Genomic DNA, 25,198 nt, shown 5'->3' with positions numbered 1-25,198 from the left:
TTCCTTCCTGATTTGCGGAAATAGTGATAAAATCATGAGTTCTAACAGATTTGACCAATATTTCCTTATGTCTTCGAAACATTTTGATCACTGCTATTGTATTAAAAAATAAAATAAATTTATGCTGATAATCACGCAGGCAGGTCAGTGCTTCCGTAAGCTCTGGATCCTGGCACAGGCGATTCGTAAACTGTTCTGATAAACAACCAGAAGCGCATCTCTTTCCGCGCACAGCCCGGCATAGGTCGGAGATGTATCCAGCTGTCTGCGTTCCGTGCTGCCCATCATCAGTTCGTCTCCCTGAATCCGGAAAAAACCCAGCTCACGGAAAATCTGCAGATCATAATCCCGTAAATGCAGCTGATGCTTCTCCGCCTGATACTTCAGCTGGCCTAATTTGGCAACTGCCTGAGACTGCAGAACCTTTTTAACAAACCGGTATGCATCGGCCAGATGGTTCCTGTCCGGATACTCTTCCAGAAGTTTGTGCTTCTGCATATTCAGATCATCCTGGTTATACAGGATATATAATACGGTTCTGTTTTTCCCGCCGACCGGAAAATATCCCCACCGGAAGATATTTTCTCCCGGCAGCTCATAAAAGATAATCTGCCGCTCGGTTTCATCACACAGTTCCCCGTAATGCCGAATCTTTACATTAGAAAAGGCTGACAGTTCTTTCTCTTCCGCGCTGTTTTTATTGATAAAAACGGTAAACCGTTGGTCTGAATGCAGGATCCGTGCCAGCACCGTTTCTTTGAATTCGGAGTTCTTGCGATAGTCGTGCAGTTCCATATCCATGCGGAAAGCAACAATGTCCAGATTGATGCTTTCCGCGTTGTTAAAGAAGTTGATACGCGGCTTAAAGGCAATGTCCGCCTGGGCATTATTGCAAAGGCAATACCGGTACTGCGCCCCCTGCCACATGATGCAGTGACAGGAGCGGGGTCCTATATCGGTAAAGAAGCGCAGATGCGTCAGTTCCTGCCCGAACAGGCGCGGATTATGCACTTCCGCATTCCGGAGCATGAACAACGGCGCAGGATTTTCGCAGCCAAACGGTTCCAGCAACTGCAGTTCGTGCAGGAAAGACAGGGTAAGTTCCTCGTTGCGGTTCCACTCTATATCCACGGCAAGACGGGGCTGATAATCCTCCGGCTGCAGGTGGTTTCTGACAAATTCCGTAAAACTCTTTTTAAAACAGTCAATCTTATTGCTTTCCAGAGTCAGGCCGGCAGCCTGACTGTGGCCTCCGAACTGAATCAGGTCAGCGGAACAGGCGTTAAGCGCATCGTACATGTCCAGGGGCTGGATGCTGCGGCAGGAACCTTTGGCCACATCGCCGCTGATGCTGATCAAAATCACGGGACGGTAGTATTTATCTACCAGCCTGGATGCAACAATGCCGATTACACCGGGATGCCATCCCTCCTGCTTGTCTGAGTCCCACTGCCCCGCCAGCACAATAGCAGGACCGATGGAAGCCTGTTTTTCCAGCAGCGCCTCTGCTTCCGTAAAAATCTGACGGCTTATCTCCTGGCGCTCAGAATTTTCGTCATTCAGCTTGTTGGCCATACATTCCGCAGATTCTTCATCCTTCGTAATGAGCAATTCTACGGCCAGCTGGGCATGTTCCAGGCGTCCCACCGCGTTCAGACGGGGAGCCAGTATAAAACCGATCTTTTCAGTAGTAATCGTATCCTGATAGCAACGGCAGGCCTGAAGCAATTTACGCAGTCCCGTAAGAGATGTAGTCTCCATGGCCTTCATGCCACATTTGACCAGCGCGCGGTTTTCATCCTGCAGCGGGACGATATCCGCCACCGTACCCAGTGCTACCAGTTCCGTGTATTGTTCCCAAAGGGGCGCTTCCGGACTACGGAGTTTTTCCAGGGCCTGGCAGACTTTAAATGCCACCCCTACGCCGGAAAGTCCTTTAAAGGGGTATCCGCAATCTGCCTGTTTCGGATTGACAATAGCAAAAGCCATGGGCAATATTTCCGGCGGGCGGTGATGGTCTGTAATAATAATATCCATCCCACCGGGTGCTTCCGCGACTTCCTTTACGCCGCTGATCCCACAGTCCACCGTAACGACCAGCGTGATGCCATCCTCATGTAAAGACTGCAGTGCTTCGTTGTTCAGTCCGTAGCCTTCCCCTTCCCGTTTGGGAATATAGGTGCTGACATTCGCATGTAATCCGGTTAAATATAAATACAGTAATGAACTGGCTGTGATGCCGTCCACATCATAGTCGCCGTACACAGCAATCCGTTCACGGGCCTCCACCGCCTGAAGGATCCGTTCCGCGGCCAGCCTCATATCTTTCATCAGAAAAGGATCGTAGTACGTATCCTTTTTACCAAACAAAAACTCCCTGATTTCATTTTCTTCCCGCAACCCGCGGTTCCAAAGAATCCCCGCCGTCACCGGAGATATCCCAACCTTCGCGGCCAGCGTTTTTATTTCTTCCCGGTCATAGTGCTTTAAATCCCAATACTTGTAGCGTTTCATATTACAAAATTATCCTCTCCGTACGCCCACCCCTCTTGCGGCTTTTGTGCCAGGTATTACTTTCTGTTATTGACTTGCTGTTAAACTGACAGGGTGAAGCAACTATTAAATTTATAAACACTTTTGGCTATTGTAATATTTTACCCAAATTTCGGAGTACTGTCAATTAAAAGCCCGTATTAATGCGGTTTCTGATATAAAAACAGCTTAACTTCTGCCGCACATTACGGCCATGACGCCAGACCTGTCAAAATATCTGTCCCCTGTTATTTGCGGCAGAAAAACCAAAAGACTGCGGCAGGCGCCGCAGTCTTGCTTATCTCCCGGCTTTTTACCGGTACAAATCCCCTACGCGGTCGTACACCGGCATAAATGTATCCAGAAAATAGGGAGTGTACTTTTCTTCCCCGCCATTGTCCCACTCTGCAAGGGCATTGATGAGAGTACCCATCTTCCCTATAAACTCACGGATATCATTTTTGGCATTTACAGAAGCAGCAGAATTTTCCAAATTGATGCTTACGTCATTCAGCCGCTGCATCAGGGCCTTGCAGGAAGAAATCCGTTGTACCGGCGAAGGAGCCTTGTCATTCGGGCCGTTGGGGTACATGGACTCCATCAGCCGCTCAATATCGTCATAAATCCGGTCCAATGTAATCAGCAGCAGACTGGTGTTTTTCTGTTTTTCTTTCACGACAGACATCGGACCTACATAATCCATATGCACGTACCGGTCCCATCCGTTGCAAAGGCGCACATGGGCCCATTTTCCGCCTCCCTCCACGCCCAACAGGGTCACCGGCTCCCCAAAACGGTAGCTCGCAATTGCTTCAATATTTGTATTCGGCTCATCCCGGATCCACACGTTCCGGCCGGTAATGTAATACGTTTGCCCCACGACAGGATTCTCCCCGGTGGGAAACGCCTCGGCGGTCAGTCCATTTAAAAATAAAACCGCGAACAATAGAACCAACAGGATTATTTTTCTCATGCGTACCCCTCCTCCGAACCATGCTTGTTCCCAATCATACAAGCCATTCTTTAATTGAAATTATTATAACACAAGCATTCTCAAATTGACACAATATAAAGTCAGACTGAAAAAAAGAAGATCAGCCCTGCAACGGGTCGATCTTCTCAGATAGTTTAATTATTGTTGGTGCCGCTGGCCGGAGTCGAACCGGCACGCCCGCAAAGGCGCTTGATTTTGAGTCAAGTGCGTCTGCCAATTCCGCCACAGCGGCACATAGATACGGAACAAAACTATATTATCATTGCGTATTCAGTTTGTCAATGAATTTTTTACGTTCAAACAATCCCGTTTTGATGCAGCCGTTTCCACAAAAGCACAGCCGCAATCACACCGAGAAGCGCCGTCGTCCACTGGGGAATACCCATGGATATCTGCAACAGATTCTTTACCTGCCGGGGCACATGGAACAGATTGCAGACGATGCCCGTGCAAGACCACAGAGTCACCGCTTTCAGCAACGGCGCAAACACATAATGTTTCCACTGTTTCTGCTGCTTCACAACCAGACAGAAAACCAGATTACCCAAAAATACAACTGCCACCATCGGCAACAAGGACAAATGCCCCTGAAGGAATGCAAAAAGCGGAAGAAGAAAACAGATGATACCTGCATACAGTATATCGCTCCCCCACACAGCAAAACAAAGGCAGAGATTCACCACCGTACCAATCAGCAGCATGGAAGCAATGGGAGGCAGCGGTAAAAGAACCCGCAGAGCCTGCGCGACAGCCGCAACTGCCAGACACAGCGCTGCCCGCGTCAGGGCGCGGTTATCCAGGGCCGGTTTCATTTTGTCTGTTCCCGGATATAGTCTTCAAAAACGCCCTGCAGCTGCAGGGTAAATTTACCGGGTTTACCATCACCGACCACACGGCGGTCGATTTTTGCTACCGGCATGATTTCACAGCGACAGCCACACAGGAGTGCTTCATCCGCATTCAGGGCAAAGTCTTTGGTAAAGGCTTTCTCAATCACCTGCATATCCAGAGCCGGGGCCAACTTCTCTTTGATCAGACGGCGCATCCCATTGTCATGGATGCTGCCCAGCTTCATGGGATACGTCCACAGCATTTCATCTTTCACAACCATAAAGGTCGACTCCGTAGCTTCTGTTATCTTTTCATCTTTTACAAATAATGCATCGTAAAATTTCCCTACCCGGGCCTTGTTTCTCGCCAGGATTTCCGGCAGGCGGTACAATGTGTTCAGGTCGCATTTGACGGCACGCTCGTCAGGCACCGTAAGCAAATTCACACCTGTCTGCCGCATTTCTGCCAACGCCACCCTGTCCAGCGGAACTGCCTGCATAATCAGTTCCGGTTCGCACTGTCCCGGAAAGTCCAGCTCGTACGGTCCTATACCCCGTGTCACCTGGGTATAAAGCAATCCGTCCGTAACCTCTGCTGCTTCAATTAACCGGTTCGTAAATTCAACCATTTCATCCACCATGTAGAAACCGGGAATCCTGATCTGCACTATGGCATTAAACAGATTCTCCATATGCGCTTCCGCATGAAGGGCTTTCCCGTTATACACGGGAACAATTTCATACACGCCGTCCCCGAACTGGTGTCCCCGGTTAAAGGGATGCACATTGATTTCTTCTGCGTCCACAATATCGTTGTTGATTAAAATCAGATTGGTTTTCATGTGAGCCTCCATTCTTACCACTTGCTGGGTATACCTTCAATCTTATCTACATTTACCATGGATGCCATCATCGTGGCCAGCAGGCGGTTTTTGTTGTCATACATCTCGCCGATAATGACCATGGTACTCCGACCGTGATGTTTGATGTTGCTGATCATACGCACCGTTCCGTCCATGCTTACGTTGCTGATGAAATCCATGGCAAAACTTGCCGTCACCACGGCTTCCCCAACAGATGCCCCGGTCACTCCCAACACGGAATCTGCCAGCGCCGTCAGTACGCCGCCATGGGTTACATTACGGTGGTTGGCATGCTTGTCATGTTCAATATGCAAACTTACCTGCGCGCCTCCGCAGTAGATTTCATCAATACTGATATGAAAAAAATCCGACATAAAGCAGTTATGTTTATAGATTTCCCGGATGCGTGCGGGAACATCCAGAAAATATCCTGTTTCAGGATCCCGCGGCAAGTTTGAAGGCGGAAACCCGGTTTTACTCTGCGTTTTTTCCTGTTCTTTCATCGGCTTCGTCTCCTGTTATGTAATACTATCAGATTTAACGGACTGATTCTCTCATGCTTTTTAATATTATTACTTTGCGTCCTTTTTGTCAATTTTGTGCTATAATCATATTTGTAAAAACAAAAAGCATAACCGGCTTAGCAAAGGAGACTGCATCGCAATGAATTGGTTTATTACCTACAGCAGCATTCATACCAGTGTTTTTCATGACCCAATCCTGTTGTTTCCTTTTTCCTGCGACGATGGTCACGGCGATTACAACCGCAGCTACGACAAAGACTACGACGATTTTGATTACGCAGACTACTCCACCGGAAAAGAAGACAACAACTTCCGTACCCAGCAGAAGAAAAAACGCAAAACGCAGAAACAAATTATAGAAGATATTCTCAACCGCTGGGACTGAAGCATAAGCAAATCAGTTCCTTTACAAAACAAAAGCCTGTATCCACATGGGTACAGGCTTTTATTTAACAAAAATATGTCGAAAAGCGTGAATCCATTATCCTACTACTGCTGCGCAGCGGTCGCACAGATCCGGGCGGGCTTCGTTTTTACCCACGCTCTCGCTGTAGGTCCAACAGCGTTCACATTTGTGACCATCAGCCGGTTTAACGGTAACCTTCAGGTCATTGCGCCCGGTAGCTTCTTCTCCTTCCGCAGCACCTTCATGCACTTCCACCTGGGAAACAATGATCAGCGTAGGCAGGTCTTTTTCCACAGACTTCAGAATCTCCAGAGCTTCCCCTTCCGCGTACAGAACCACCTTGGCCTCCAGGGAATTGCCGATAGTTTTGTTCTGGCGATGACCTTCCAGTACCTTTGTCACTTCACTGCGGATGGCAATAAAGTTATCAAATTTTGTTTCCAGCGCTTCGTTGATATATTCTGCCTTAACTTCCGGCCAGGGCAGCATCTGAACGGATTCCGGAGCATTAGCCGGTTTCTTCATGAACTGCCACACCTCTTCCATGGTAAAGCTCAATACCGGAGACAGCATCACGATTAAATCGTTCAGAATCTCATACATGGCTGTCTGAGCGCTGCGACGGGCCGGGTCGTCCGCTTTGGAAACGTACAAACGGTCCTTGATTATATCCAGATAGAAACTGGACATTTCTACCGTACAGAAGTTGTGGATAGCATGGAACAGCACATGAAAATCATAGGCTTCGTAGGCTGCTTCCACTTCCTTCTTCAGTTGCTGCAGGCGCATCAGTGCCCACTGGTCCAGTTCCTGCATATCGGCAAAGGCAACTTTGTTATTTTCATAATCAAAGTCGTTGGTATTGCCCAAAATGTAGCGGATGGTGTTACGGATTTTACGGTATGCATCCGACAGTTGCTTCATGATTTCTTTGGAGATACGGATGTCCTGCTTGTAATCAGCGGAGGCAGCCCACAGACGGATAATATCCGCGCCGTACTGTTTGATAAGATCCTGGGGAGCGATGACATTACCCACAGATTTGGACATTTTCCGTCCGTCTCCGTCTACCACATAACCGTGGGTCAGAACATATTTATAAGGTGCATGGCCGGTCACCGCCACGGAGGTCAAAAGGGAGGACTGAAACCATCCGCGATGCTGGTCGCTGCCTTCCAGATACATGGCGCAGGGCCATTCCAGTTCCGGACGTTTGGTTAAAACGCCCATGTGGCTGGAACCGGAATCAAACCACACATCCATGATATCTTTTTCTTTACGGAAATGGGTATGACCGCATTTCGGGCACTTCGTCCCTTCCGGCAGCAGCTGGTCTGCTTCATATTTCCACCAGGCATCACTACCTTCCTGCTCAAAAATGTTGGCAATTTTGTCAATGGTCGCCTCGTTTACCAGAGGCTCGTTGCATTTCTCGCAGTAGAAAATAGGAATGGGCACGCCCCAGACACGCTGGCGGCTGATACACCAGTCATGACGGTCCGCAATCATATTGTGGATGCGGGGTTCGCCCCAGGCCGGAATCCACTTAACTTCGTTATGAATGGCATGCAGCGCCGCTTCCCGGAACCCGTCCACGGAAGCAAACCACTGCTCGGTAGCGCGGTAGATGATGGGGTTCTTGCAGCGCCAGCAATGGGCGTACTGGTGATGGATGTTCTTCTTGCCTAACAGCATGCCCAGTTCCGCGATATATTTCAGGATCGGTACGTTTGCATCGAACACGAACAGACCTTTAAAGCGCTCACCGGCTTCTGCCGTCATCCTGCCCTGTTCGTCTACCGGGCAGACGATAGGCACATTGTATTTCAGGCAAGTCAGATAGTCCACATCACCGTGACCACCGGCAGTATGCACGCAGCCGGTACCGGTTTCCAGGTCAACATAGTCTGCCAGACAAATCATGGATTTTCGATGGTTGTATTCGGGGAACGGATGCTCGCATTCCGCAAATTCCATCTCGCGGCCTTTGACCGTCCCCAGCACTTTGCCCAGGGTCAGGCCCGCTTCCGCCGCCACGTTGCTGACCAGCTCGCTGGCCATGAACAGCACTTCGTCACCGTTTTCCACAAAGGAATATTCGAAATCAGGATGCAGCGTAACAGCCATATTGCCCGGAATGGTCCAGGGTGTGGTGGTCCAAATTACAACATAAACCGGCCGTCCATTTACGCCTTCCGGAGTCTTACCATTGTCTTTGATCAGTGGGAATTTTACATAAATAGTCGGTGTTTTCTGGTCCGCATACTCGATCTCCGCTTCCGCCAGCGCAGTTTCACAGTGCGGGCACCAATACACAGGCTTCAGCCCTTTGTAAATGTAGCCTTTGTTGGCCATGGCGCCAAACACCCGGATCTGCTCCGCTTCAAAGGAATGATGCAGGGTCAGGTACGGATGATCCCAGTCTCCCAAAACACCCAGACGCTTGAATTCTTCCCGTTGGATGTCAACAAACTCATGGGCATAGGCATCACATTTTGCCCGCAGATCCAATGCCGTCATGCTGTGACGGTCCACACCCATAGCGTTGAGACAGGCGTGTTCGATAGGCATTCCATGGGTATCCCAGCCGGGAACATAGGGAGTATCAAAACCTTTAGCGTATTTGTATTTTATAATTATATCTTTCAATACTTTATTCAGCGCATGTCCCATGTGGAGATGTCCATTAGCATAGGGAGGGCCGTCATGGAGCACCCATTTGGTATGCCCTTCATGCAGCTTCTGTTTCTTTTCATAAATCTTATTGTCTTCCCAGAACTTTAACAGATCCGGTTCACGTTTCGGCAGGTTGCCCCGCATCGGAAACTCAGTTTCCGGTAAATTCAGAGTCTTGCTGTAATCCACTTTCTTCTCCTCCTAACTCGTTACTGTGCAAGGAAAAAATCTTTTTTTTCCGTATAAAAAACTAGTCTCGTCCATAAAGGGACGAGACTAAACTTAACCCGTGGTACCACCCTCATGACAGAAATCATCTGCCACTCGTTCAGCGCGATAACGTGCGCCGGTCCGTCCATGCTTACTCGGTTGTTCAGCAGGCTGCTCCAAAGTGATCTTCACACTGCCGAAATATTTGCCCGGGCTTCCACCCTCCCCGGTTCGCTTTACCATTTCTGCAGGCTACTGTCTTTTTCTCAGCAATTGTCAACTATACTATTCTATTGTCCGGCGCAGCAGAACCACGCCTGTAATGAAGCTATTTTACTACTTTTGGCATAACGCGTCAATAGCACTCAGCTTAAATTTATGGATACCGAAGCCCTCCTGCGCCTGTAAATGGGACAGGTCGTTCAGGCGGAATATGGCGTGTTCTTTCCACTTGTTAATGCCCAGCACGGACAAACTGGAAGGCAGAATATCCACCGAAAAATTCAGACGGTTCACGTCCTCAATGTCCATGCCCAGCCAGTCGAAGATAATATTCTGTATCGTCCCCTTATGGGAGATGATAATCAGATTTTCCTTATCCCAATCTGCCACCTTATGCATTCCGTCCACGGTACGCCGGAAGAATTCACGCCGGGTTTCCCCGCCGGGATAATTCCGGTGGTCCAGTTCTTTCAAGGTGGGAGGCGGACAATATATGCTCCTGGCTTCGCTTTCTTTTAACCCGGCGGCCTTTCCATTATTCTTTTCCCGGAGGAATGCAAAGTCCTCCACTTTTTCTATACCCAGTTTTTCCGCAAAGATAACTGCCGATTCATGAGCCCGTTTCAAATCGCTGCACAGAATCCGGAAACACGGCATCTTACTGGAAAAATCCTTCGCCAGCTTCTCCGCTGCCGCCTCAATCTGCCTGCGTCCTTTATCCGTCAGGTTCGAATCTGTCCAACCGCCGGTAAAATGCTCCGTATGGTGCGTCGCCTCTCCGTGTCGTACAAGAATGATCATATCAGGATTCCTTGTTCCCTTCCGGCCCGGGGGCAGTATTTCCGGATTCAGGTTTTACAGTATAAACGGCAGGCTCCGTCTTAGCTTCAACACTCTGTGGCCTAGGTTCTGCCGATTTCTGCAGTTCACTCAGGGCTACACGCAGGTCCGCATTTTTGCGGGGAAAACCGTTTCGGTTGAAGATCATCGGCCCACGGGGATTAAACCTTGAAAAGAGAGGCTTACGCATACCGCCGTATCCGTTGATTTTGGATACAGAAGGCTTATCCTCTTCAGCAGGGTTCGGGTTATCATCAGCGGTTATACTGTCTTTATCCGTAAATGCAGCTTTTTCTTCCACAGCAGCCGCAGCGTTGGCTTCGGCTGCCTCAGGAAAATTTACTTTATCCGGTTCCTCCTTCCCAGGTTCCGTCACAGACTTAACCTCCGGTGTTTCCACAACAGTTTCTCCGGCTGGCGATGCTGTTGCAACGTCTTTTTCTGCCTCCCCCGTTACCGCTTTATTCTCAGCTTCCGCCACTACTTGCGCATGCACCGGCTCTGCTTGCGTTTCCAAAACCGGTTCCGCTTTCCTGACCGCCTGCAGTTTGGGCTGCACCAGTTGATCAACAGCATATTCTGCTTCAAAATTATCATATAAGGACAATTGGGACTGCAGCAGGCTCTTCAACTGCTTGCTCTGGGAGTTTGCTTTGCTCACCATGGTATTGTAGGTGTCCATGGCCGCAGCCGCTTTGGTCTCAGCAACAAATACCATCTTCTGGCTGCGCTCCGTAGCTTCCTGCACCAAAGAACGGCTCCTTTCAGTCGCTTCTGTAATCATCTGCTGGGATCTCTGTGTCGCTTCGGTAATCATATTCTGGGATTTTTGGTTTGCTTCTGCCACCATGTCCTGGGATTTCTGCCGCGCTTCCGCCATCATATCCTGGGACTGCTTCTGGGCGTTGGCAATCATCTCATGCGCCTTCTGGGTTGCTTCCGCTACAATGTTCTGGGATTGGTGGTTCGCATCGGCCATGACCTGATTGGCATGGGCTGAGGCTTCTGCCGTCAGAGTGCGGGCCTGTTCCCGACTGTCAGCCAGCTGGGACTTGCAGTTGTCTTCCGCTTCCACCTTCATCCTGGCCACTTCAATTTCCGCCAGATTCTTCATCTTATCCACGAAGGACTGAGCTTCTTCCCTCAATTTGCTGGTAGAAGAATCTGTTTTGCTGCGCAGACCCAATGCATAGGAATCCGCATCTGTACGGGTTGACTTGCCGTAATCGTCCGCTTCTCCCCGGGTTTTAGATGCATACTCGTCAGCCATTTTCCGGACTTTCTCCGCATAGGCTTCCGCTTCGGATTTCATACGGGTAATCTCCGCTTCCGTATCAGCCCGAAGTTTGTTACAGAACGAAACTGCAGCCTCTTTCTGTTTATTGCAGGCCAGCTCGGTTTCCCTGGTCAGTACCTGCGCTTTTTGCAAACTGCTTTTCTTAACCTCATCCGCCGTTTCCTGAGCCACCACCAGCGTGCTTTGCATGGTGCTCTCCATCCGCTGGTAATACTCCAGCTTGGCACTGACACGCTCTACGGAATCCTTTAACTCCACGTTATCCTGATATAAACGTTCGTAATCTCTGGAGATCTGAGAAAAAAACTGATTGACTTCGTCTGTGTCATAACCGCGAAAACCTTTGGAAAATGTTTTTCCATTTAAGTCCAATGGTGTCAGCATGTTGTTTCCTCCTGCTAAAAAATCTGTATTGCTGTAATTATTATTATCGTAGTAATAATTTTTATTTATTCTCATGGCAGACGCCATGCATTTTTCATTTATATATTTTTCGTTATATATACCGCTTCAGCGTAATCGCAAAGCGTCCTTTTTTCGTCGTGCCGCGAATTTCCGAAAGTTCCACCCTGCCTCTGCCGCGAAATGACATTATATCGCCTTCGGCAACAGACTGGGACGCACTCCTGGCTTCTTTCCAGTTCAGTTTTACATTCTGACTTTTGATTTCTTCTGCCATCCGGGAACGGCTGATGCCGTATCCGGCTGCCGCCACCGCATCCAGCCGCAGAGCCGCCACGGTAGCCGAAATTATCTTAACTTTTTCTTCCTTTGCCTGCAATTCCTCTCTGCCGATTTGCTGCAGGCCCACATAAGCCGCGCCAATCTGGGTCAGGTTGCTCTCAATGTAGTTTGCAAAGGCTTTGTCCGCCACAAACTGGGCGCCCTCCGGCACCAGTACGATATCCCCCAGAATCTCACGTTCACAGCCCATGCCCATAAATGCGCCAAGGATATCTCTATGGCCTAACGTATAATACCGTTTATCCCAGGTAACAAGATAGCATACTATCCCAAAATCCGGTGTGCCGTAAGAATCCTCTGCCACGAAAGCAGTCTTGCACCGTTCAGCATTGGCAAACCCGCCGTCAGTTTCCAGACGGATGCCTTCAAAGTTTGCCGCCACAATTTCCGCCACATTCCTGCCATGGGGGTCCAGAAACTCGCTGACCCTGTACCTGCCGGTTTTCCGGGCAGCCTCCGCCAGATCCACCAGCCGCGCTGCCAGCTCTTCGTCCCCACTCGCTTTGAAGTAGCGCAGTATTTTATCTCTGTCTGCCATGCCTATTTGTTTCCCTTTAACTCTTCGCTGCGGTTCAGCACAGCCTGCACCGCGTTGTACATCGCGCCGCGCACCGCGCCGTTCTCCAGTGCTTTGATGCCGGCAATGGTAGTGCCGCCGGGAGACGTCACCATATCACGCAGCACGGCAGGATGTTTTCCCGTCTCCAGCACCATCTTTCCCGAGCCGGCAAAAGTCTGGGCCGCCAGCTTGATGGCCGCCGCCCTGGGCAGACCTGCCATAACGCCCGCATCCGCCAACGCATCAATCATCACATAAACATATCCCGGTCCGCAGCCGGAAACAGCGGTGACCGCTTCAATATCCTTTTCCTGAATCCGCAGTGTTTCCCCGCAACAGCCAAAAATCTGTTCCGCGGTTTTCACCGCTTCTTCACTCACCCCGTTACCGGGCGCTATGGCCGTCATACCGGCTCCTACTGCCAGCGGCGTGTTGGGCATGGTACGGATCACGGGATGTCCTTTAAATATCCCGGAGATCTTTTCAATTGTCACAGAGCCCATGATGGAAAGGATGACCGCCTTGCCCGGCACAGCGGACACCAGCGCGCCACGAAGCACGCTGTCCACCATCTGGGGCTTAATCGCCAGCACAATCATGTCCGCGTCCCTGACCGCTTCACAATTATCTACCAGGCCGGTTACGCCATATGTCTCGTGCAGATAATCCGCACGTTCCTGCCGGTGCGCCCCCACATAAACCGCCGCCGGATCCATCAGTTTTGCGCCGGTGATGCCTTTGATGATCGCCTCACCCATGGCACCGCCGCCGATAAACGCCAGCTTTTTCAAATTCAGTTTTTCGGCCATGAGGATCCCCCTCTTTCTCCGCCGTACACCTCAGCCTCTGCGTCAATATCCACATTACGCGGCGCACAGACCAGAATATTCGGACCAATGGTGCGGATTGTACCATTCAGCGCATAAATGGTTCCGCTGATAAAGTCCGTCATACGTTTCCGTACAGCCGGTTCGGTAGTTTCAAAATTAACCACTACAGGCTGGTCGTTCCGCAAAAAGTCAGCGACTTTCTGGGAATCGTCAAAACTGGAAGGTTCAATCACCACCACGCGGACTTCTGTCGTAGTCTTCACCTGGATCGTACGGTTTTCCTTTTTATTCTTACGGACCCGGGACAAAAGACCGGGTTTTTTCTCTTTGACTTCCTTTTCCACAGGAACCGGCACCGGTTCTTCTTTCACTACAGGGACCGGGGCGGGGCGAACCGCTTTCGGAAATCCTTTTCTGGCCGGTTTCTCCGCTGCTTCTTCCTCTTCAAATTCTTCTTCGTCGTCTTCTTCCAATACACGGTTCGGATCGTCCGGATCATATAATCCCAACGCGTCCGAAATACGGTCTAAAAACTTTTTCTTGCCCATAATATGTCTCCTCTGTTTTATTTATCGTATACGACCCGCAACAGGCCGCTGCCGCATATCTTTATTTTCAAATCAGTAACCGCGGTTACTGTAATTCCTGGCCCCAAACAGTGCGGTTCCCACACGCACCATATTAGCTCCCTCTTCCACGGCAATCGCGTAATCGCTTGTCATGCCCATAGAAAGGTAATCGATACCGCTCCGCTGCCGCTTCAGTTTGCAAAAATAATCGTACCCCTGCCGGAATACAGCATGCAGCACTTCCTGATCCGGCGTATTCGGCGCGATGACCATGATGCCCCGGACCCTGATGTGAGGCAGATCATCCAGCACCGGCAGGATTGCTTCGTAATCCTCCGCCAGGAAACCGGTCTTCTGGGGCTCCCTTGCAATGTTTATCTGCAACAGTACATCCATGACCTTAGTCTGTTTCGCCGCTTCTTTCTCCAGCGCACGTAACAAGTGTTCACTATCTGCGGACTCGATCAGGTCAAAAGATTCCACGGCCTGCTTCGCTTTGTTGGTCTGCAGGTGGCCGATTAAATGCCACTTACCCGGATGCCCTAATTGCGCCTGCTTTTCCCGGGCTTCCTGCACCCGGTTTTCCCCGATATTTTCCACACCCAGCGCTTCAATCTCCGTAACCACCTCAGCCGGGTGATTCTTCGTCACGGCAACCAGGCAGACCTCATCGCCGGTCTCTTTTTCCCCAATACGTTTCGCCAATGCTGACGCAATCGTTTCCCTCACGTTACGCAGATTATCTGCCAACATAAAACAAGACCTCTTTTGAATCAATTTTTATGAATAAAAAATAAATTAAAATATAATAAGAAATTATATCACATTAAAGCATAACAGAAAAGCATGTTTTCAGCAAGAAAAAAAGTGGATTTACGCACTGCGGAAACTATATTTTAAAACTAATCAACGTAAAGTCGTGCTTTTATCCCTTCCTGCAAAGACAGACGCCCATGCGTCCCGTTCTCCCGTTTTCATAGCGGTAAGAACAGAACAGTTCCGGATTGTGGTTTGTGCACACCCCGGCAACAGAAATACGGGAAGGTATCACTCCCGCTTCCATCAACTGCTGCCGGTTGACCTGCCACAGGTCCAGCCAGTATTTCCCGTTACATTTTTCTGTAAAGCAGTTTGCGTATTCCTCCATTTGGCTTCTCACAACATCGTCCACTTCATAACAGCAGTCGCCGATAGAAGGACCGGTAGCCGCCAGCAGATTTTCCGGCTGAACGCCAAAAGTCTCCTGCATGGCAGCCACCGTTTTCTTTGCAATCTGCGCTGCAGTTCCCCGCCAGCCTGCATGAGCAAGACCAATGGCTCCCGTTTCAGGGTCGGCCAAAAGCACCGGAACGCAATCCGCATAAAATAACAACAACGGCACTTCTTTCAGATTGGTAATCAACGCGTCCGTTTCCGGAATCGTGTCGGCAAAGGACAGCGCACCGCTGCCAATCAAATGCTCCGAAACAACCTGTACCTTACTTCCGTGCACCTGGGCACAGGTAGTAAACCGCTCTGCCTTTACACCAATGGCTTCCGCAAATTTCTGTCGGTTGCGGAGTACCTTTTGGGGATTATCTCCCACATGCAGCGCCAGATTCAACGTGCCGGGAACAATATCACTTTCCCCATGCAGCCGGGTGGAACAGGCTGTTGTAAAGCCTGCCTGTTCGAAGCTTGTAAAGTACCCGAACCATATGTTGTTTTGTGACGTCAGTTTGAAATCTTTTTGCATTCATTTCTCTCTTTCAGGTTTTAATTTCAATTTATCATTTGCAAACGCCGCAACGTTTACAACCGTCAAAACAACCCGGCGTAAACTTGCCAGTCCGGGAGTTTTCCATTTCTTTTAACAGATACATTTTGCTCACGCCCATGTCCAGATGATCCCAGGGCAGTGGTTCTCCGGTTTTTATTTTGCGGCAGGCAAGTTCTTCCGGCAGGATATGATGAGACTGAAACGCCTCTTTCAATCCCGTCCGGTTTTCCGCCGCCCAAAGCAAAACTTTGCCAAGCCGCCTGTTTCCCCGTGCCAGAGCAGCCTGTAACACCGTCTCTTTCAACGACTCAGTCAAAAGGCGGATTCGCCTGTCTTTCCTGAATCCGTTTTGCAACGTTTTAAATCTGCGTTTCAACACTTTTACTTCTTCCAGGGGCGACCACTGGTACGGCGTAAAGGGTTTGGGGATAAACGCATTGACGGAAAGCACAAGATCTCCCTTATGTCCCAGTTCGTCCATGCGGCTGCGCACACGGTGAACCAGCGCAATCATCTCGTCTATGTCTTCGTCCGTTTCTCCCGGAAGCCCAATCATAAAATACAACTTGATGTTCGGCATCCCTGCCAGAGCCGCATACTCCATCGCCTGATAAATATGTTCTTCCGTAATTCCTTTGTTAATAGCATCCCGCATTCGGACACTGCCCGCTTCCGGCGCTACCGTCATTGTACGCTGCCCGCTTTCTGCCAAAGCCTGCACCAGTTTCCGGTCCAGTGAATCGGCCCGCAGGGAAGCGCAGGAAAAGGAAATGTGTTCTTCAGCTAATGTACTTGTCAGCTGTTTCATTTCAGGATAATCCGAAACTGCAGCACCCATCAGCCCTACTTTAGCCGCCTGTTCCGGACGCTGCCGGATATCCTGCAACAGCAGACCCAGTTTCCGGTTACGGGGCCTGCGGAAACAGTAGCCCGCCATGCAGAACCGGCAATGCCGTCCGCAGCCCCGGGCCACTTCCACAATGAACATGTTGGCGAATTCCGTATATGGCGAAATAATGGCCGAAGTATGGGGATACGCGTCCAGTTCTTTCACCCACTGACGACTGATTATTTCCGGTACCGTTGCCAGGTGTTCCATACTGGTAAAGGCGCCTGTCCTGTCGTATTGTGGTACATAGAACTGCGGCACATACACCCCCGGCAACTGTGCCGCTGCCAGCAGTTTTTCCCTGCGTGTTTTCCTTTCCATACGCAACTGTTCCAAAAGCCTCAGAAGTTTCGGCAGGGTTTCCTCCCCTTCGCCGATGACCACAAGATCAGCAAATTCCGCCAGCGGTTCCGGATTAAAAGTGGCACAGGGACCGCCGATGATAACAAATGGGTCTTTTTCGCCCCGTTCTTCCGCGAGCAGTTTAATATGCCCCATCTGCAGCTGGATCAGAAAGTTAAGATAATCCATTTCAAAAGAAATTGTGGCACAGATATACGGAAAATCTGCCAATGGGCGCTGGGTCTCCATGGAAAACAGGGCTGTTTTCGTTTTGGCATACTCCTCCCGCTTCTTTGTCTCCGGCAGGAATACCCGTTCACAGGCCCAGCCTTCCCGGTTCAGGACCTGGTACAAAATATGCAGACCCAGGTTGGACATCCCCAGATGGTAGGTGTTCGGGTATAAAAAAGCCACCGGGGTTCTCCGCCCCGGGGCAAATATCTGGGTTCCGATTTCTGTTGCAAGGATTTCCTTAATCTCTTTTTGCAGATTCCAGCTCAAGCAGGTAACCTCACTTTTAAAAATGTAATTTAGCTGTCTTTAACTCTTATTTTGCTTTCAGTTTCTTTTCCAGCGCGTCAATGATGCTCTTCAATACTTTCAGCCGGGCGTAGTATTTGCTGTTGGCCTCTACGATAATCCACGGGGCGTAATCCGTATTGGTGCGTCCGAGCATTTCGTTGACAGCTTCTTCATATTCCGCCCACTTGGCCCGGTTGCGCCAGTCTTCGTCGGTAATCTTCCACAGTTTTTCCGGATTGTTTTCCCGTTCTTTAAAACGGCGGGCCTGTTCATCCTTGTCGATCTGAAGCCAGAATTTCAGAACGACCATGTTGGCTTCCGCCCATTCCTTTTCCATTTCGTTTATCTCATCGTAACCCCGGCGCCAGTCCACGTCCGGAGTAATCTTTTCAATACGTTCTACCATGACCCGACCGTACCAGGTGCGGTCAAACAGGGCAATCTGCCCCGGTTCGGGAACATTGATCCAGAACCGCCAAAGGTAATGGAACAACCTTTCAACCTGATTGGGGGCAGAGTACGGATGCACGCTGAAATCCAGAGGATCCAATGCTTCCGCTACGCGTTTGATGGCGCCGCCTTTGCCGCCGGCATCCCAGCCTTCAAAAGCCAGAACTGTGGAAATCCCTTTGTTGAATGCTTCCACCTGCAATTCCCGAAGCCGTTTCTGATACTCGTCCAGTTTCTCCTTGTATTCGTCTTTGGAAACATCTTTGCTTAAATCAACCTTGCTGAGGATATCATACTTCCGCTTGCTGTCACTGACGTTGGTGGACAGGCGCTGCGCTTCTTTGTATGTGGTAAACGCTTTCACCGCCTTGTTGATGCCGTCCACCACCGCGTTGAAGATTTCGTATTCTGCCACGTCCACGTCTTCCCCGCTGATCAGGTGCCAGGGGGCATTCTCCGTGTCGGTAGCTTTCAGCATCTCATCATACCGTTTGTAGAACTTGTCATAGTTTCCTTCTTCGGTATAAATTTCATGAACAGGTTTCCATGCCTTGCCGGTTTCCTTGATGAGGGCTTTTTTATTTTTTTCCTGCTGCTTCTCCGAAACATGTACGAAGAATTTCAGCAGGCAATAATGTCCGTCTGTCAGCTGTTTTTCAAACGCGTTGATCTGGTCATAGGTGACCCGGGTGGATTTCGCTTCATTCTTAACTTCGATATCGTTTTTCAGATAGTACCAGCCGTGACGGTAAACCGTAATATGACCCGGAGGCGGAAGGCGTTTCCAGAACGAAGTAAAGAAAGGCTGCTGCCTCTGCAATTCCGTAATCCGCGTTGAGGTGTACACATGGAACCCGCGGGCATCCATAAACTGCATCATCTTCCCGACGATTTCGCTGCGGCGGGAATGACGCCAGCCTTCAAAGACCATGATGACCGGCATGCCTGCATCCCGGGCTGCACGCTGCGCCTTACCCAGTTCGTAGCCCAGCTTCTCGTCCAGCAGCTTCTTCAGATCTGATTTTTTCAATTTCGCGCCGAGATCAACCTTGTTTAACATTAGAAATTGTCCCCCTTCCAAGGCGTAATGCCCCGGGGCTTATCCAGTATGACCTGTAACCGGATGCCCCGTTTTAAGTCCTGTTTATTTAAGCGGGGTTGAACGCTTTGTCCCGTTCCCCCGGTTTGTAAACCGATTTCGCCGTCAACCGGCTGTGTACTGTTAAGCCCGCTGTTTTGCAACTGCTGCCTGGTTCTGGCAATCTGTTCTGCTTCCTGCCGCGCAGCCTCCACTTCGTGACGGGATATGCTTCCGTCCGTCTCTCTCCGTAAGCTGTCCTCTTCCCGACAGACTGCGTCGTGTTCTTCTTCGTCTAATTCGGGCAGCTTCTTATCCGGGAAAAAGATGCGGGCCTCCCGTTTCAGCGCCCGGGCCAGTTCTTCTTCTTCCGAAAGACGCTGTTCCTCCCGGATGGGAACTGCCGGTATATAATTCCGGTTAAAAAACATGATAACACTCCTGCAATACTACCTGGCAACTCCTGCTTTGCGGCTCACGTTACATAACATTTGCCTGTATCCTGCTGCACAACTCTTACTTACGCTTCTTCCGGCGTATCCGTCCCGGAAATCGCCTTGCGCATCTGGGTATCCGCATTGATGTTGTTCATACGGTAATAATCCATCACGCCCAAATTCCCCTGCCGCAACGCATCCGCCATGGCTTCCGGAACTTTAGCTTCCGCTTCCACGACCTTGGCTTTCATCTCCTGGGTATAAGCTTTCATTTCCTGCTCTTTGGCAACCGCCATGGCCCGGCGTTGTTCCGCCTTCGCCTGGGCGATACGTTTGTCCGCTTCCGCCTGATCGGTCATCAGGGCTGCGCCGATATTGCGTCCTACGTCAACATCTGCAATATCAATGGACAGAATCTCAAAGGCAGTGCCTTCGTCCAGCCCTTTATCCAAAACCGTTTTGGAGATATGTTCCGGTGATTCCAGCACATCAGTGTGCATTTCCGAAGAACCTACCGTGGAAACGATGCCTTCCCCGACGCGGGCGATTACAGTCGCTTCTCCGGCGCCGCCAACCAGCCGTTCAATGTTGGCGCGCACGGTGACCCGCGCTTTAACCCGCAATTCGATACCGTTCTTCGCCACCGCGCCAACGACCGGCGTTTCAATGACTTTCGGGTTAACGCTCATCTGTACCGCTTCCAGCACGTCGCGGCCGGCCAGATCAATGGCGCAGGCCCGTTCAAAAGTAAGGTTAATAGCTGCCCGATGCGCCGCAATCAGGGCATCGATGACCCGGTCCACGTTACCCCCTGCCAGGTAATGAGCTTCCAGCTGATCGGAATTCACATGAAGACCTGCCTTGTTCGCCTTGATCAAAGGCAATACGATTTTATCCGGCGGTACCCGGCGCAGCCGCATGCCTACCAGATTGAAGATGCTGATACTGACGCCCGCGGATATGGCTGAAATCCAAAGCCCCACCGGCACAAACTGCAAAAAGACAAACACGCCGATTATAATCAGAAAAAGGCTGGCGCTGCCGCCTACTAATAAATTTGACATAAAGTCCTCCATAATACACAGCCGGGAAAAGAACTCGCAAAACCGTTCCCGATGTTTTGTTCATTTCTTTTCTTATGTTTATATATTTCTATTTAACAAATAAGAATTCTTTAACTTTTATTATACTATTTTATCAGCGCAGACGCCACAAAAATTGTTATTTGCCACATAGAATTCACGAATTATCACAAAAAAATAACAGTGCCTTCCGACACTGTTATTTGTTGTTTACTGTAATAAGCTTTTCACGATGGCGTTAATCCGTTTGCCATCGGCACGTCCCTGCACCTGAGGCATAACCGCTTTCATGACTTTTCCCATTTCTTTCGGGCCTGTCGCGCCGACAGAAGCAATCGCTTCCTTAATGATTCCAGTCAATTCTTCATCGCTCATAGCTGCCGGCAAATACGCTTTCAGAATTTCCAGTTCCTTGTTGGTCTGGTCAATCAAATCTTCACGTTTACCTTTTATGAATTCAGCCAGGGAATCTTCCCTCATTTTGACTGCCTTCATGATAACAGCCAGTACTTCATTTTCAATAAGCTCTTCTTTGTTTTTTCCGTTGATCTCCGCATTGCGGATGTCGGACCGGACCATCCGGATCACTTCCAGACGAAGCTTGCCCGCTTCCCTGTCCTTCATCGCCTGCTTCATATCAGCCATCAGTTTTTCTTTTGTGGTCATCCGACCCGCCTCCAATTATCTGGATTTACGTTTTCTGGCTGCTTCGGATTTTTTCTTACGCGCAACACTGGGTTTTTCGTAATGTTCGCGTTTTCTAACTTCGGAAAGAATGCCAGCCTTCTGGGTCGCACGTTTGAAACGGCGCAGCGCGCTTTCCAGGGACTCGCCTTTGCCAACTTTAACTTCTGCCATCTGATCTCCCTCCCTCCACACACTTAGGGAAGTGTTCGGTTTATTTCATCATATCCAGATGCCATAAAACACCTGTACATAATTTTACCAGTAGATTATATCGCAAATGGCAGAATCTGTCAATAAATCCGAATCGCCAAATCCTGTTCTTTTCACAGTTTTTTGTGAAAAAAATGAAAAGAAACAAGTTATGTGGAAGTATGACACCTTACAGGAAAATCTCCGCAAGTGGAATGACAAAAGACAGTCCAATTATTTATTCCTTCGGGAAAGGCGGCCATCCCATGGCTTTCCCACCAATCAGATGAATGTGCAGATGCTGTACGGTCTGTCCCCCGTCTTTCCCGGTGTTGATGATAAGACGGAATCCGCTTTCCTTTATTCCCAGCTTTTCCGCAATCTCCGCAGCCTTGCCCAGCATATAACCTACCAGAGCCGGTTCAGCTGCCATCACATTGTCAGCATGGGTCTTGGGAACTAAAAGCACGTGTACAGGGGCTGCCGGTTCCAAGTCCTTGAATGCGACCATCTTGTCGTCTTCGTACACTTTGTTGGAAGGAATCTCGCCTGCCGCGATTTTGCAAAAGATACAGTCACTCATTGTAATGCCTCCTTAAACAAGTTTGTCAAAATTATAAAATGATGCCTTTACACTTGTCAATTAACGCTTCCGTGATTTTTACGTCCACCATCTTGCCACAGAGATCAGCGTTGCCCGGCAATTCTACACGGATGTAATTTTCTGCCAGTCCTTCAACCAAAAGAACTTCAGAATTGTCTGCACCGCTGCCTGCCGTCGTTTCAGATACGACCTGTTCTACCAGCACCGTATGTCTCTTTCCAACATTCTCCATAAAATACGCCTGCTGCATTTCATGGTCCAGTTCCGCCAGTTTTTCCGCCCGCTGTTTCTTCACGGGTTCCGGAATCTGGTCCTGCCTGACTGCCGCCGGTGTACCTCTCCGTTTGGAGTACGGGAAGATGTGCATCTTGGCGAAGCCGCATTGTTTTACAAAGTTGCAGGTTGCGGCAAAGTCATCTTCCGTTTCTCCGGGAAATCCCACGATGACGTCTGTCGTGACCGCAATCCCCGGAACTTTTTTGCGGATCTGATTCAGCAATGCTTTAAACTTACTCGTATTGTACGGCCGGTGCATGTCTTTTAAAACTTTATCACAGCCGCTCTGCAAGGGCAAGTGCAGATGGGGACACAAGCGTTTATCTGCCTCCATCAAATCCAGCAGCCGTTCCTCCACTTCCACGGATTCCAGAGAACCCAGACGGAGGCGCTGCAGGGCAGGAACGGAAAGAGCTGCCTGCACTGCATCGTACAATGTCGTTCCGTCTTTCATCTCTTTCCCGTAACAGCCAAGATGGATACCGATCAGGACGATTTCCTTATATCCCGCTTCCGTCAGGCGCCGCACTTCTTCCCGGATGCTATGCAGGCTCCGGGAACGGATCGGTCCCCTTGCATAAGGAATGATACAGTAGGAACAATACTGGTTACAACCTTCCTGTATTTTAAGATAGGCACGGGTCTTGTCCGCTTCATTACCGCCGGACATTTCCTCAAACTGCACCCCCTGTTCCCAGGGGCGCACTTCGTCTTCTATTTGATTTTGCTTCTTTCCCAGCGCCGCTTCCACCAGCGTTACAATCTTCGCCCGGTCCTGGGTTCCGATAATCAGGTCCACCCCGTCGATGGCTTTCACTTCCTCTGCGGCAGTCTGGGGATAACAGCCCGTCACCACGATCAGCGCGTCATTTTCTTTACGGATGGCCCTCCGGATCATCTGTCTTGACTTTTGCTGTCCCGTGTTGGTCACCACACAGGTATTCACCACATATACATCGGCCTCTTCCGTAAAATCGCAAACGGTATAGCCTGCCTGCCGGAACAGTTCCTGCATGCTGGCCGTATCCGCCTGATTCACTTTGCAGCCCAATGTCATAAACGCAATTCTTTTCATTTATCTTTCCTGACTTTCTCCATCAGCAGTCCCACCCAGTCTTTGATGCGGGTCACTTCTTTCACACGCAATCCGACTTTTTCCGCAGCTTCGGTTACGTCCTGCTGATAATCTTCAATGATACCGCTGGCGAAGAACAGACCGCCATCTTTCAGCTTGCCGGGAATATCCGGCAACAGCAGGATGATGATGTCCGCCAGGATATTAGCCACAATCACATCTGCCTTGCCTTCCGTACCGTGCAGCAGGTCGCCCTGTTTTACTTCGATGCGGTCTGCCAGTCCGGCTTTTGCAATATTTTCCTTTGCCGTCCGAACCGCAACTCCGTCTATATCCACTGCTTTAACATTTTTTGCGCCCAGCTTTGCCGCCGTCATGGCCAAAATGCCGCTGCCCGTTCCCACATCAAACACCGCGGTGTCGGGATGAACCATTTTTTCCAGGGCTTCCAAGACAAGAACCGTCGTCGGGTGCGTGCCCGTACCGAAAGCCATACCGGGATCCAGTTCCAGCACGATGTCCTCCGCTTCCGGCTTGTAACTTTCCCACGATGGTTTCACTACAATACGTTTCCCCACCCGTGTCACATGGAAGTACTGCTTCCATTCATCCGACCAGTCCGTTTCACTGACTTTTCGGAACAGCGTGGGCCCGATACAAAAGCGTCCAATCCGTTTTTCCACCGCGGTCAGTTCCGCTTCGATGCGCTGCAGTCTTTTCTGCAGTTCTTCATCTTCCGGATAATACGCCGTTACCGTTACCACAGATAAATCCGTTTCTTCCGGCAGCGGGTCGCAAAGTTCAAAAGGCAATGACTTGCGCACCGTTTCATACAGCACCGGGTCCTCTATGGCCACTCCGTTCCGGGCGCCGGCCTCCCGTAAGATTTCTGCCGTTACTTCTTCCGCTTCATGTTTCACTTTTACGCTGACTTCCAGCCACTGTTCCATGTTCATATCCCCAGATTATCCGTTTCATACAAAATCGCCGTGGCCGCCACCAGCCCGGCCGTTTCCGTTCGCAAAATCCGCCGCCCCAGGCTCACTGCAACGCCGCCTGCTTCCTGCGCAGCTTTTACTTCTTCATTGGAAAGCCCGCCTTCCGGCCCGATGATCACGCCGATGCTCTTTGCGTTTTTGTGAGCCTGCAGCACTTCCTTCAGACTGATCCGGTTTTCGCTTTCATACGCAATCACCAGCAAATCCCATTTTTCTTCCTGCAGAACCTGAGGCAACTTCATAACCTCATGCACCGCCGGAATCACATCCCGTTTGCTCTGCTTGGCCGCCGCTTCCGCAATTTTCTGCCAGCGCTCTGTTTTCTTTCCCGCTTTGGAACGGTCCAGCACCACCACCGAATGATCCATGGCAAGCGGGAAAATTTCCGCAACGCCAATCTCCACGGCCTTCTGTATAATCAGCTCCATCTTCTCGCCTTTGGCCAGACCCTGCAGCAGGGAAATACTCACATCAGGCTCATGGGTTTCCCGCAGGATTTCTTTTGCCGAAACCGTCACTGTATTTGTACTGACAGCCGTAATCTCCCCCAAAAAGCTGATGCCGTCATCCGCTACCACCTGCAATTGATCTCCCACACCCATACGCAGCACATCCATAATATGGTGGGCGTCCCTGCCGGTAATCTGCATTTCCTGTTTATAAGGCTTCGGAATGAAAAAACGATGCATACTAACCTCGCTTAAAATTTCGCAT

At 50.0% G+C, this 25,198-nt stretch carries 24 protein-coding genes and 1 tRNA gene; 1 reads left to right on the top strand and 24 read right to left on the bottom strand.

The annotated features are described in order from the left end of the window. Positions 1–144 precede the first annotated feature (144 nt). The 6 genes from recJ to BM159_RS04990 all read right to left on the bottom strand — a co-directional run bounded on the left by recJ (position 145) and on the right by BM159_RS04990 (position 5,593). Entirely contained in the window at positions 145–2,514 is a 2,370-nt protein-coding gene (gene recJ / locus BM159_RS05015) for a single-stranded-DNA-specific exonuclease RecJ (RefSeq protein WP_093913156.1), read from the bottom strand. Between the two features lie 331 nt (positions 2,515–2,845). Then, positions 2,846–3,505: an SH3 domain-containing protein gene (locus BM159_RS05010; RefSeq protein WP_093913155.1), complete on the bottom strand. Its 660-nt coding sequence runs from the start codon at positions 3,503–3,505 to the stop codon at positions 2,846–2,848. Between the two features lie 166 nt (positions 3,506–3,671). Then, a tRNA-Leu gene (locus tag BM159_RS05005) sits at positions 3,672–3,758 on the bottom strand. 64 nt (positions 3,759–3,822) lie between these two features. Beyond that, complete coding sequence (locus BM159_RS05000; RefSeq protein ID WP_093913154.1) at positions 3,823–4,338, bottom strand: hypothetical protein; 516 nt, start codon at positions 4,336–4,338, stop codon at positions 3,823–3,825. Next, positions 4,335–5,198, bottom strand: coding sequence for an aminotransferase class IV (locus BM159_RS04995; protein ID WP_177205917.1), 864 nt, complete (start codon positions 5,196–5,198; stop codon positions 4,335–4,337). Before BM159_RS04995 ends, BM159_RS05000 begins: the two co-directional genes overlap by 4 nt. 14 nt (positions 5,199–5,212) lie before the next feature. Then, complete coding sequence (locus tag BM159_RS04990) at positions 5,213–5,593, bottom strand: PaaI family thioesterase (protein WP_245763643.1); 381 nt, start codon at positions 5,591–5,593, stop codon at positions 5,213–5,215. A gap of 289 nt (positions 5,594–5,882) precedes the next feature. Here BM159_RS04990 and BM159_RS04985 point away from each other — a divergent pair, with 289 nt between their 5' ends. Further along, entirely contained in the window at positions 5,883–6,128 is a 246-nt protein-coding gene (locus BM159_RS04985; protein WP_245763642.1) for a hypothetical protein, read from the top strand. A gap of 96 nt (positions 6,129–6,224) precedes the next feature. On the opposite strand, the gene ileS is transcribed toward BM159_RS04985, so the two are convergent. The 18 genes from ileS to BM159_RS04895 form a co-directional block, all read right to left on the bottom strand. After that, positions 6,225–9,014, bottom strand: coding sequence for an isoleucine--tRNA ligase (gene ileS / locus BM159_RS04980; RefSeq protein WP_093913151.1), 2,790 nt, complete (start codon positions 9,012–9,014; stop codon positions 6,225–6,227). 357 nt (positions 9,015–9,371) lie between these two features. Next, positions 9,372–10,058: a histidine phosphatase family protein gene (locus BM159_RS04975; protein WP_093913150.1), complete on the bottom strand. Its 687-nt coding sequence runs from the start codon at positions 10,056–10,058 to the stop codon at positions 9,372–9,374. A 1-nt stretch (position 10,059) separates the two neighbouring features. Further along, positions 10,060–11,778, bottom strand: coding sequence for a DivIVA domain-containing protein (locus BM159_RS04970; protein ID WP_177205916.1), 1,719 nt, complete (start codon positions 11,776–11,778; stop codon positions 10,060–10,062). A 112-nt stretch (positions 11,779–11,890) separates the two neighbouring features. Continuing rightward, the gene (locus BM159_RS04965; protein WP_093913148.1) at positions 11,891–12,676 is read right to left on the bottom strand and encodes a YlmH family RNA-binding protein; all 786 of its coding nucleotides are present in this window, start codon (positions 12,674–12,676) and stop codon (positions 11,891–11,893) included. Between the two features lie 2 nt (positions 12,677–12,678). Further along, positions 12,679–13,506: a pyrroline-5-carboxylate reductase gene (gene proC, locus BM159_RS04960; RefSeq protein ID WP_093913147.1), complete on the bottom strand. Its 828-nt coding sequence runs from the start codon at positions 13,504–13,506 to the stop codon at positions 12,679–12,681. Next, the gene (locus tag BM159_RS04955; RefSeq protein WP_093913146.1) at positions 13,491–14,075 is read right to left on the bottom strand and encodes a cell division protein SepF; all 585 of its coding nucleotides are present in this window, start codon (positions 14,073–14,075) and stop codon (positions 13,491–13,493) included. The genes proC and BM159_RS04955 overlap by 16 nt, the downstream gene beginning before the upstream one ends. Positions 14,076–14,147: 72 nt before the next feature. Next, positions 14,148–14,849 (bottom strand): YggS family pyridoxal phosphate-dependent enzyme, encoded by a 702-nt coding sequence (locus BM159_RS04950; RefSeq protein WP_093913145.1) that lies wholly within the window; start codon positions 14,847–14,849, stop codon positions 14,148–14,150. Positions 14,850–15,021: 172 nt separating this feature from the next. Further along, positions 15,022–15,831, bottom strand: coding sequence for a peptidoglycan editing factor PgeF (gene pgeF / locus BM159_RS04945; protein WP_093913144.1), 810 nt, complete (start codon positions 15,829–15,831; stop codon positions 15,022–15,024). Positions 15,832–15,865: 34 nt separating this feature from the next. Continuing rightward, positions 15,866–17,587: a radical SAM protein gene (locus tag BM159_RS04940; RefSeq protein ID WP_093913143.1), complete on the bottom strand. Its 1,722-nt coding sequence runs from the start codon at positions 17,585–17,587 to the stop codon at positions 15,866–15,868. A 46-nt stretch (positions 17,588–17,633) separates the two neighbouring features. Continuing rightward, positions 17,634–19,118 (bottom strand): phosphate--AMP phosphotransferase, encoded by a 1,485-nt coding sequence (locus BM159_RS04935; RefSeq protein WP_093913142.1) that lies wholly within the window; start codon positions 19,116–19,118, stop codon positions 17,634–17,636. Next, a complete protein-coding gene (locus BM159_RS04930; RefSeq protein WP_093913141.1) occupies positions 19,118–19,567 on the bottom strand; it encodes a hypothetical protein in 450 nt (149 codons plus the stop codon). The genes BM159_RS04935 and BM159_RS04930 overlap by 1 nt, the downstream gene beginning before the upstream one ends. 89 nt (positions 19,568–19,656) lie before the next feature. Further along, positions 19,657–20,637, bottom strand: a complete 981-nt coding sequence (floA, locus tag BM159_RS04925) for a flotillin-like protein FloA (RefSeq protein WP_093913140.1) — start codon at positions 20,635–20,637, stop codon at positions 19,657–19,659. A 228-nt stretch (positions 20,638–20,865) separates the two neighbouring features. Next, positions 20,866–21,321 carry a GatB/YqeY domain-containing protein gene (locus BM159_RS04920; RefSeq protein ID WP_093913139.1) on the bottom strand — a complete coding sequence of 152 codons (456 nt, stop codon included), beginning with the start codon at positions 21,319–21,321 and terminating at the stop codon, positions 20,866–20,868. Positions 21,322–21,336: 15 nt separating this feature from the next. Further along, positions 21,337–21,513 (bottom strand): 30S ribosomal protein S21, encoded by a 177-nt coding sequence (gene rpsU / locus BM159_RS04915; RefSeq protein ID WP_093730635.1) that lies wholly within the window; start codon positions 21,511–21,513, stop codon positions 21,337–21,339. 256 nt (positions 21,514–21,769) lie between these two features. Continuing rightward, entirely contained in the window at positions 21,770–22,114 is a 345-nt protein-coding gene (locus BM159_RS04910) for a histidine triad nucleotide-binding protein (protein WP_093913138.1), read from the bottom strand. 31 nt (positions 22,115–22,145) lie between these two features. Continuing rightward, positions 22,146–23,486, bottom strand: coding sequence for a tRNA (N(6)-L-threonylcarbamoyladenosine(37)-C(2))-methylthiotransferase MtaB (gene mtaB / locus BM159_RS04905; RefSeq protein WP_093913137.1), 1,341 nt, complete (start codon positions 23,484–23,486; stop codon positions 22,146–22,148). Further along, a complete protein-coding gene (gene prmA, locus BM159_RS04900) occupies positions 23,483–24,442 on the bottom strand; it encodes a 50S ribosomal protein L11 methyltransferase (protein ID WP_245763641.1) in 960 nt (319 codons plus the stop codon). Before prmA ends, mtaB begins: the two co-directional genes overlap by 4 nt. Further along, positions 24,439–25,173, bottom strand: coding sequence for a 16S rRNA (uracil(1498)-N(3))-methyltransferase (locus BM159_RS04895; RefSeq protein ID WP_093913135.1), 735 nt, complete (start codon positions 25,171–25,173; stop codon positions 24,439–24,441). The genes prmA and BM159_RS04895 overlap by 4 nt, the downstream gene beginning before the upstream one ends. Positions 25,174–25,198 lie beyond the last annotated feature (25 nt).

It is taken from the genome of Succiniclasticum ruminis DSM 9236 (assembly GCF_900112895.1).
In the GTDB taxonomy this organism is placed as follows: Bacteria; Bacillota; Negativicutes; order Acidaminococcales; family Acidaminococcaceae; genus Succiniclasticum; species Succiniclasticum ruminis.
The sequence above is the reverse complement of the archived record's forward strand: the minus strand, read 5'-3'. Positions and strand labels throughout refer to the sequence as shown.

Excerpts from the sequence above, each read along its gene's own strand:
- pgeF (WP_093913144.1), bottom strand. The coding sequence starts at position 15,831 with ATGCAAAAAGATTTCAAACTGACGTCACAAAACAACATATGGTTCGGG.
- BM159_RS04920 (WP_093913139.1), bottom strand. The coding sequence starts at position 21,321 with ATGACCACAAAAGAAAAACTGATGGCTGATATGAAGCAGGCGATGAAG.
- BM159_RS04895 (WP_093913135.1), bottom strand. The coding sequence starts at position 25,173 with ATGCATCGTTTTTTCATTCCGAAGCCTTATAAACAGGAAATGCAGATT.
- BM159_RS04975 (WP_093913150.1), bottom strand. The coding sequence starts at position 10,058 with ATGATCATTCTTGTACGACACGGAGAGGCGACGCACCATACGGAGCAT.
- BM159_RS05010 (WP_093913155.1), bottom strand. The coding sequence starts at position 3,505 with ATGAGAAAAATAATCCTGTTGGTTCTATTGTTCGCGGTTTTATTTTTA.
- recJ (WP_093913156.1), bottom strand. The coding sequence starts at position 2,514 with ATGAAACGCTACAAGTATTGGGATTTAAAGCACTATGACCGGGAAGAA.
- BM159_RS04930 (WP_093913141.1), bottom strand. The coding sequence starts at position 19,567 with ATGTTTTTTAACCGGAATTATATACCGGCAGTTCCCATCCGGGAGGAA.
- BM159_RS04990 (WP_245763643.1), bottom strand. The coding sequence starts at position 5,593 with ATGTCGGATTTTTTTCATATCAGTATTGATGAAATCTACTGCGGAGGC.
- BM159_RS04965 (WP_093913148.1), bottom strand. The coding sequence starts at position 12,676 with ATGGCAGACAGAGATAAAATACTGCGCTACTTCAAAGCGAGTGGGGAC.
- floA (WP_093913140.1), bottom strand. The coding sequence starts at position 20,637 with ATGTCAAATTTATTAGTAGGCGGCAGCGCCAGCCTTTTTCTGATTATA.
- BM159_RS05000 (WP_093913154.1), bottom strand. The coding sequence starts at position 4,338 with ATGAAACCGGCCCTGGATAACCGCGCCCTGACGCGGGCAGCGCTGTGT.
- BM159_RS04935 (WP_093913142.1), bottom strand. The coding sequence starts at position 19,118 with ATGTTAAACAAGGTTGATCTCGGCGCGAAATTGAAAAAATCAGATCTG.
- BM159_RS04985 (WP_245763642.1), top strand. The coding sequence starts at position 5,883 with ATGAATTGGTTTATTACCTACAGCAGCATTCATACCAGTGTTTTTCAT.
- rpsU (WP_093730635.1), bottom strand. The coding sequence starts at position 21,513 with ATGGCAGAAGTTAAAGTTGGCAAAGGCGAGTCCCTGGAAAGCGCGCTG.
- BM159_RS04950 (WP_093913145.1), bottom strand. The coding sequence starts at position 14,849 with ATGTTGGCAGATAATCTGCGTAACGTGAGGGAAACGATTGCGTCAGCA.
- prmA (WP_245763641.1), bottom strand. The coding sequence starts at position 24,442 with ATGAACATGGAACAGTGGCTGGAAGTCAGCGTAAAAGTGAAACATGAA.
- proC (WP_093913147.1), bottom strand. The coding sequence starts at position 13,506 with ATGGCCGAAAAACTGAATTTGAAAAAGCTGGCGTTTATCGGCGGCGGT.
- BM159_RS04995 (WP_177205917.1), bottom strand. The coding sequence starts at position 5,198 with ATGAAAACCAATCTGATTTTAATCAACAACGATATTGTGGACGCAGAA.
- BM159_RS04970 (WP_177205916.1), bottom strand. The coding sequence starts at position 11,778 with ATGCTGACACCATTGGACTTAAATGGAAAAACATTTTCCAAAGGTTTT.
- BM159_RS04910 (WP_093913138.1), bottom strand. The coding sequence starts at position 22,114 with ATGAGTGACTGTATCTTTTGCAAAATCGCGGCAGGCGAGATTCCTTCC.
- BM159_RS04955 (WP_093913146.1), bottom strand. The coding sequence starts at position 14,075 with ATGGGCAAGAAAAAGTTTTTAGACCGTATTTCGGACGCGTTGGGATTA.
- mtaB (WP_093913137.1), bottom strand. The coding sequence starts at position 23,486 with ATGAAAAGAATTGCGTTTATGACATTGGGCTGCAAAGTGAATCAGGCG.